The organism is Zemynaea arenosa (assembly GCF_004614185.1).
GTDB lineage: Bacteria > Pseudomonadota > Gammaproteobacteria > Burkholderiales > Burkholderiaceae_D > Telluria > Telluria arenosa.
Map to the genome: position 1 here is coordinate 1 of NZ_SPVF01000185.1, position 6,237 is coordinate 6,237.

The 6,237-nt window shown below is 68.8% G+C and carries 8 protein-coding genes and 3 pseudogenes; 4 read left to right on the top strand and 7 right to left on the bottom strand.

From position 1 onward, the window contains the following. Together E4L96_RS14580 and E4L96_RS14585 are read right to left on the bottom strand one after the other, a co-directional pair. Positions 1 to 266, bottom strand: a pseudogene (locus E4L96_RS14580) (hypothetical protein); the annotation flags it as partial. A gap of 20 nt (positions 267 to 286) precedes the next feature. Then, positions 287 to 382: pseudogene (locus tag E4L96_RS14585) on the bottom strand (DUF1326 domain-containing protein); the annotation flags it as partial. A gap of 181 nt (positions 383 to 563) precedes the next feature. Here E4L96_RS14585 and E4L96_RS14590 point away from each other — a divergent pair. Continuing rightward, positions 564 to 1,271, top strand: a complete 708-nt coding sequence (locus E4L96_RS14590; protein ID WP_229414494.1) for a DUF488 domain-containing protein — start codon at positions 564 to 566, stop codon at positions 1,269 to 1,271. Here the strand turns inward: E4L96_RS14590 and E4L96_RS14595 are convergent. Next, entirely contained in the window at positions 1,210 to 1,629 is a 420-nt protein-coding gene (locus E4L96_RS14595; protein ID WP_135207955.1) for a VOC family protein, read from the bottom strand. The two genes, E4L96_RS14590 and E4L96_RS14595, sit on opposite strands and share 62 nt — an antisense overlap. A gap of 349 nt (positions 1,630 to 1,978) precedes the next feature. Here E4L96_RS14595 and E4L96_RS14600 point away from each other — a divergent pair, with 349 nt between their 5' ends. After that, a complete protein-coding gene (locus tag E4L96_RS14600; RefSeq protein ID WP_135207956.1) occupies positions 1,979 to 2,926 on the top strand; it encodes a sensor domain-containing diguanylate cyclase in 948 nt (315 codons plus the stop codon). Between the two features lie 10 nt (positions 2,927 to 2,936). Here E4L96_RS14600 and E4L96_RS14605 read toward each other — a convergent pair whose 3' ends face one another. After that, positions 2,937 to 3,344 (bottom strand): DoxX family protein, encoded by a 408-nt coding sequence (locus tag E4L96_RS14605; protein WP_135207957.1) that lies wholly within the window; start codon positions 3,342 to 3,344, stop codon positions 2,937 to 2,939. Positions 3,345 to 3,416: 72 nt separating this feature from the next. On the opposite strand from E4L96_RS14605, the gene E4L96_RS14610 reads away from it, so the two are divergent. Next, positions 3,417 to 4,307, top strand: coding sequence for a LysR family transcriptional regulator (locus E4L96_RS14610; RefSeq protein ID WP_135207958.1), 891 nt, complete (start codon positions 3,417 to 3,419; stop codon positions 4,305 to 4,307). A 22-nt stretch (positions 4,308 to 4,329) separates the two neighbouring features. On the opposite strand, the gene E4L96_RS14615 is transcribed toward E4L96_RS14610, so the two are convergent. Continuing rightward, complete coding sequence (locus tag E4L96_RS14615; RefSeq protein WP_135207959.1) at positions 4,330 to 4,734, bottom strand: MerR family transcriptional regulator; 405 nt, start codon at positions 4,732 to 4,734, stop codon at positions 4,330 to 4,332. A gap of 76 nt (positions 4,735 to 4,810) precedes the next feature. On the opposite strand from E4L96_RS14615, the gene E4L96_RS14620 reads away from it, so the two are divergent. Next, entirely contained in the window at positions 4,811 to 5,269 is a 459-nt protein-coding gene (locus E4L96_RS14620) for a hypothetical protein (RefSeq protein WP_229414496.1), read from the top strand. Here the strand turns inward: E4L96_RS14620 and E4L96_RS14625 are convergent. Together E4L96_RS14625 and E4L96_RS23765 are read right to left on the bottom strand one after the other, a co-directional pair. Continuing rightward, the gene (locus E4L96_RS14625; RefSeq protein WP_135207960.1) at positions 5,224 to 5,838 is read right to left on the bottom strand and encodes a pyridoxamine 5'-phosphate oxidase family protein; all 615 of its coding nucleotides are present in this window, start codon (positions 5,836 to 5,838) and stop codon (positions 5,224 to 5,226) included. The two genes, E4L96_RS14620 and E4L96_RS14625, sit on opposite strands and share 46 nt — an antisense overlap. Before the next feature lie 32 nt (positions 5,839 to 5,870). Next, a pseudogene (locus tag E4L96_RS23765) lies at positions 5,871 to 6,237 on the bottom strand (MFS transporter); the annotation flags it as partial.

Below are 6,237 nucleotides of genomic sequence, written 5' to 3' on the forward strand. Positions count from 1 at the left end.
GCGCCCGCCGGGGTGGTTTGCGGACCTGGCGACGCTCGGCCCACAGCCAGGGCACGGGCCCGGGCGCGGACCCGGACGAGCTGCAGCACCACGGCCAGCATGAGCGCGCCTGCCACCACGCGGACAGCGCCAAAGCTCGCCGCATCGATGTGTGCATCGCGCAGCGCCAGCCTGCACAGCAGAGAATTGGCCGCAAAGGCCAGCATCGCCACGACCGTCAGCCCGGCGGCCGGCATCGATGGGCGCGGCACCGATTCATCCCGCATGGCGCACCACCACGAAGAGCGCAGGTTTTGTAGTCCGGGTCCTCGCCGATCCAGCACGGGCACAGGACCTTGCAGTTGCAGACTTCTAGCAGACGGCCTTCCAGGTGGTAGCTCATAGGGCCTCCTTGTGGGGAACTCCCTGGGAGCTTAGGAGCGTGCGCCCGCCGCCCGATTGGCGCGGCATGCGGGTTTGAGGCAGATCACATGTTCAATTCATCCCGCAGCGCGGCGCCGCGTGTTCCCGATCCGGCAGAAAATCAAAGTCCACACCGAAACCCCGCACGCATGGATCACCCCGTGAGCGACGCCCGCATCTGTACCATTGGCCATTCCAACCGCTCCATCGACGAGTTCATCGCCCTGCTGCGCGCGAACGAGATCGCCTGCGTGCTCGATATCCGCACCGTTCCCAAGTCGCGCCACAACCCGCAGTTCGGGCAAGATCAGCTGCCGCAGTCGCTGGCGCAGGCCGGCATTGGCTACCGTTACATCGCGGGCCTGGGCGGGCTGCGCCGTGCACGCAAGGATTCGCTCCTCAACGCGGGCTGGCGCAACATGTCCTTCCGCGGCTACGCGGACTACATGCAGACCGAAGAATTCGCGCAGAACGTGGAGCTGGTGGTGGAGCTGGCCCAGCGCGAACGCGTGGCGCTGATGTGCGCGGAGGCCGTGCCGTGGCGCTGCCACCGGTCGCTGGTGGCCGATGCGCTGCTGGTGCGCGGTGTGCCGGTCGACGAGATCATCGGCCCGCAGCCGCGCCGACCGCACAAGCTGACCCGTTTTGCGCTTGTGGAGGGATTGAAGATCACCTATCCGCCGGAAGAGGCGACTGGCAACGACACCGCGGAGGTTCTGGGCGATACCTCCGATGAAGCGCCCGAATACGCAGCCGCCAGCACGGCCGCATCCCCGGGCGAGCCGGCCCAGGCCGACTGGATCGGCGCTACACCGCCGGTGCGGCCAAAGGCGCCTCGACCGTCCAGCACACGCCGAAGCGGTCGATGACCATGCCGTAGAGGCCCGCCCACAAGGTCGGCCTCAGGGGCAGGCGCGTGCTGCCGCCGTCCGCCAGCGCCGTGGCGTAGCGCTGGGCTTCAGCCTCGTCGCGGGTCGCCAGCGACAGCGAGATGCCCGCGAACTGCGCGGGCGGTTCGCCATGGCCGTCGGCCAGGTAGATCACCGATTCCCCGATGCGCAGCACGGCGCGCAGCATCATGTGCTCGGTGCCGGGCCGCGCCTGGTCCGGCGGGATGGTGTTGGCCACGGTCTGCTCGGAGAGGACCTCCGCGCCAAGGGCCTGGACGTAGAAAGCGATGGCATCGCGGCACGCGCCGCGGAAGTACAGGGTAGGTTGTATGTGCATGAGTCACGCTGACAGGTAAGTGAAGAAAGCCTGCCGCGTGGCCCGATCATGCGTCAGCGCCGCCGTTTGGGCGGATGCGCCGAAGTGAAGGAGCCACACGTTGGACAACCGTTCGCGGTTGGCAGGTCATGTGCAAACATGGTGTGCCTCCTTTCCTGAATGAGTGGGATGGTGCGGAATTCTACGCGAACTGCCGGGCGCGCGCAGCAGCGTCTTTGGCTGGCCTTAAGCCAAGGCGGGAGCCCGCAGGGCCCGCGCGGCTTCAGGTGCCGGAGCGCCAACGGCCCGGGCAGACTTCGTCCTGATGAGGTTTGGTACACTGCGGCGTCTTCATGAGTGAACCGCGCCGATGTCCGAACCCCTTTCCGAGCTGGCCGCCCGTGCCCTGAACCTGCTGAACGGCGGCGTCATCGTGCTCGATGCGCAGCAGCGTATCGTCGTCTGGAACACCTGGCTCACGCCGCGCTGCGGCCGCGCGGCCAACCGGGTCAAAGGGCAGGACTTGTGCGATGTGTTCCCGACGCTGCGCGGCTCGCGGGTGGAGTCGGCGGTCCTCGGTGCACTCACCGAGAACATCCCGGCCACCATCGCACCCTCGCAGGTGCGCGCCCCATTCCCGCTGCGCGAGGCGGGCAGCTTCGACGGCGAGTATGTCGACCAGCTGGTGACCGTCACGCCCTTCAATGAGGGCGAGGAGCGCTTCTGCCTGATCGAGATCCGCGATGTCAGCGGCACGGTGGACCGCGAAAAGCGCCTGCTCGATCATGCCGAGACCCTGCGCGCACAAAGTTATGTGGACGGCCTGACCGGCATCGCCAACCGCCGCTACTTCGACGTGGCGCTGAACCGGGAGCTGAAGCGCGCGATCCGGCTCAAGGCCGGGCTCTCGCTGCTGCTGGTCGATATCGATTCCTTCAAGGCCTACAACGACCACTTCGGCCACCAGCAGGGCGACCAGTGCCTGGCCACCGTGGCGCGGGCACTGGCGGCGATGCTCAAGCGCCCGGCGGACGTCGCGGCGCGCTACGGCGGCGAGGAGTTCGCGGCCATCCTGCCCGATACCTCCGCGGAGCAGGCTGGTGTGCTGGCCGAGGCGATCCGCGCGGAGGTCGCGGCGCTGGCGCTGGAGCACGCCCCGGCCGCCAAGTGGCCGATGGTCACCCTCAGCATCGGCGTCTCCAGCTTCGACAGCAGGGTGCTGAACGAGCCGAAGGCGCTGATCGAAGCCGCCGACAGGGCGCTCTACGCGGCCAAGCACGGTGGCCGCAACCGGGTGGTGGTGGACGGCGAGGCCTGAGCGCCCGCGCTCACGCCGCCGCCGCGGCTTTCGCGCGCAGCGCAAAGGCGCCGTCGCCAAGCAGGATGTGCACCAGCGAGGCCACACCGAGGAACACCGGATACTCCCAGCCGCCATTCGGATTGCTGAACACCCAGCCGTTGGCCGCATGCGCCAGCGTGGCCCCGGCGAGGATGGGCAGCAGCACCAGCGAGGCCGTACGCGCATGCACCCCGAGCAGGATCAGGAGGCCGCCGCCGATTTCCAGCAGCACCACCGGCCAGGCGAGTGCCGGTGGCATCCCATGCGCCGCCAGGAACCCCTGGAAGCCGGGCACCGTGAACACGAACAGTTTGAGCGCCGCGTGGGTCAGCCACATGGTGCCGAGGGCGATCCGCAGCAGCGTCGCGGCGTATGGGGCGGTGCGATGGTCGATCATGATGAATCCCTGGTCTTGGAGTTGAGGAGGTGCTAATGTACGTCGGCACTTCCACAACGAACATCCGCGCCCATGAAACAAGACATTGCACCGCTGCCCATGAACCTCGGTCCGGCCGACCTGGAACTGGTCCTCGCGCTTGCGCGCGGGCGCACGCTGGCCGGGGCGGCGGAGCGGCTGCGGGTGGATACGTCCACGGTCTTCCGCGGCATCAAGCGGATTGAAAGGAACCTCGGCGAGCGGCTGTTCGAGCGGGGCCGCAACGGCTACCTGCCGACGGACCTCGGCGCCGATCTGGCCGCGCACGCGGAACGCATCGAAACCGCCTTGCAGCAGGCGCGCGAGCGGGCTTTCCGCAGTGCGCCGGAGCCCAGTGGCACTTTACGCGTGACCACCACCGACACCATCCTGCACAGCCTCCTGCTGCCGCTGCTGAAGCGCTTTTCCGAGCACTACCCGGCGGTGAACCTGGAACTTATCGCCTCCAACACCGTCGCCAACTTGAGCCAGCGGGATGCCGACATCGCCATCCGCGCCACGCGCACGCCGCCCGAGCACCTGGTGGGTGTGAAGCTGGGCGGCTTGCCAGCGGGCGTGTTCGCGGCGCGCAGCTACCTCGCCGGGCGCGCGCAGCCGCTGGACCTGGCGACCGCGGACTGGATCGCGCTCGATGAATCGCTGCCGGATCATCCGTCGGTCCGCTGGCGCAAAACGCGCCTGCCGCAGATCGCGCCGCGCTATCGCTGCAACAGCGTGCTATCCGTCGCCGGGGCGGTGGCGCATGGCCTGGGCGTGGGGGTGGTGCCGCTGTTCGTGCTGGGGCAGCACCCGGAGGTAAAGCTGGTGGCCGGACCGCTGGCGGAACTGGAGACCGACCTGTGGGTGCTGGCACATCCGGACGTGCGCCACCTGCAGCGGGTCAAGCTGCTGTTTGACTTCCTGAAAGCGGAAGTGCGGCTGTAAGCCCGCTGGCCGAATCCGCGTCTCAGGCAGCTTGCGCGGCACTTGCGGCACTTGCGGCGCTGGCGGCGCTGGCGGGTGCGGGCCGTAACGGGCAGGCGGTCGCGCTGCGCGCCAGCAGGTCCGCGCGCAGCTGCTGGAGCTGGGCGATGCGCGCGTCGATCATGTGGACCTTTTCGCTGAACAGCCGGGCCAGCGCCTCGGTGGGGTCGTCCGCCGTCCACACGCCGGGCAGGTGCTCGCCGATCTCCTGCAGCGTGAACCCCAGCTGCTGCGCGGTGCGGATGTAGCGCACCAGGTCCACCGTCTCCGGCGCCCAGTCCCGGTAGCCATTGGACGAGCGCCGCGCGGCGATCAGCCCGCGCTGTTCATAGAAGCGCAGCGCGTCATTGGTGACGCCGGTCGCGGTGGCGAGTTCTCCGATTTTCATATGTGGTCCGGTGGGGGCTTGACCTTGGAGTGTACTCCAGGGTTTAGCCTGCGGCTCTCTACTTGAGGAGGCCAACATGCCATTTACTTTTCGCCGTGTCGTCCAGGCCAGCGCCTGGTATGACCTGATCGTCACCGCGGGCTTTGCCACGCCCTGGACCTTCGCCATCATCCACGGGCTGCTGCAGCAGGCGGCAGCCGGGCTGCCGGGGACGCTGCCGCCGTTCGAACCGGCGCACATGCTGATGGCGAACCTGCTCGGGTCCATCGTCGTCGTGTGGGCTTTGCTGCGGCTGCACGAGCCGCGTGCTCTCTATGGCCGCTTCGATGCGGCGGGGCGCGTGCTGTTTGCGGCCTGGCAGCTGTACGCGGTGGCGCATGGCGCGAGCGTGCTGGTGCTCGGGTTCACGGTCGTCGAAATCGGGTTCGGCATCGTGCAGATGCTGCCGCTGCGCTGGTTCGCGGATGGCGGGGCTGCCGATCAGCAGAATCAGTACAGGGTGTCGCGCTGGCGCTGGGGCAGCGAGCAGTCGTAGGCCGCACCGTCGATGGCATTGTCCGTGAGCGCTGCGAGGATCTGGCCCGCCGTGGGCACGCCCTCGCGGCCATGTTCCTCCGGGTGCCACAGGCGCGAGCGCAAGATCGCGCGGGCGCACTGGAAGAACACCTTGTCCACCGTGATGCGCAGGACGCAGTGCGGCGCCTTTCCGTCGACCGCGAATGAGGCCAGCAGCTCCGGGTCCACGCTGATGGCGGCGCGTCCGCGCACGCGCACCGCCTCGCCCACGCCGGGGATCAGGAAGATCAGCGAAACGCGCGGGTCGGCCAGCACGTTGCGCAGGCTGTCGATGCGGTTGTTCCCGCGCCGCTCGGGGAGCAGCAGGGTGTGCTCGTCCACGATGCGCACCAGCGGCCCGGCATCGCCGCGCGGCGAGACGTCCGGACCATGTTCGCCGCTGGTGGCCAGCAGGGCAAAGCGTGCCTGCGCGACCCAGCGGGCATACGCGGGGTGCAGGTGATCGGCTTCTTTCGCGGTGGAGGGAGCGGCCACGGGGCCGTACAACGCTTCGAGCGCGGCGAGGTCGGTGATGAAGTGGTCAGGCATGCGCGTATGTTACCCCGTTCGTTACCCCGGCGTTACCCTGTCCGCGCGGGAGCACGCACGGCCGCGCTGCTGGCGCACAGCACCAGCCCGGCCACTGACAGCAGGCCAACGGCGACCGCGATGTTCGAGTGCGCCGAGACCCAGCCAATGGCGGGAGGGCCCATCAGGAAGCCGGTGTAGCCGACCGTCGCCACCGAAGCCATCCCGATATCCGCCGTGGTGCCGGGCGTGTTGGCGGCGGCCGAGAAGATCACCGGGATGACGTTGGAGGCGCCCAGGCCGACCAGCGCGAGGCCGGCCGCGGCCAGGACAAGGTCGTTGCTGCTCGCGGCCAGCGCCAGGCCCGCGAAGATCAAGGCGCCGCCCGCCGCCATCACGCGCACCGCGCCGAGGCGCGCG

Coding starts and splice junctions, on each gene's coding strand:
- E4L96_RS14595 (WP_135207955.1), bottom strand. CDS start 1,629: ATGCACATACAACCTACCCTGTACTTCCGCGGCGCGTGCCGCGATGCC.
- E4L96_RS14600 (WP_135207956.1), top strand. CDS start 1,979: ATGTCCGAACCCCTTTCCGAGCTGGCCGCCCGTGCCCTGAACCTGCTG.
- E4L96_RS14605 (WP_135207957.1), bottom strand. CDS start 3,344: ATGATCGACCATCGCACCGCCCCATACGCCGCGACGCTGCTGCGGATC.
- E4L96_RS14610 (WP_135207958.1), top strand. CDS start 3,417: ATGAAACAAGACATTGCACCGCTGCCCATGAACCTCGGTCCGGCCGAC.
- E4L96_RS14615 (WP_135207959.1), bottom strand. CDS start 4,734: ATGAAAATCGGAGAACTCGCCACCGCGACCGGCGTCACCAATGACGCG.
- E4L96_RS14620 (WP_229414496.1), top strand. CDS start 4,811: ATGCCATTTACTTTTCGCCGTGTCGTCCAGGCCAGCGCCTGGTATGAC.
- E4L96_RS14625 (WP_135207960.1), bottom strand. CDS start 5,838: ATGCCTGACCACTTCATCACCGACCTCGCCGCGCTCGAAGCGTTGTAC.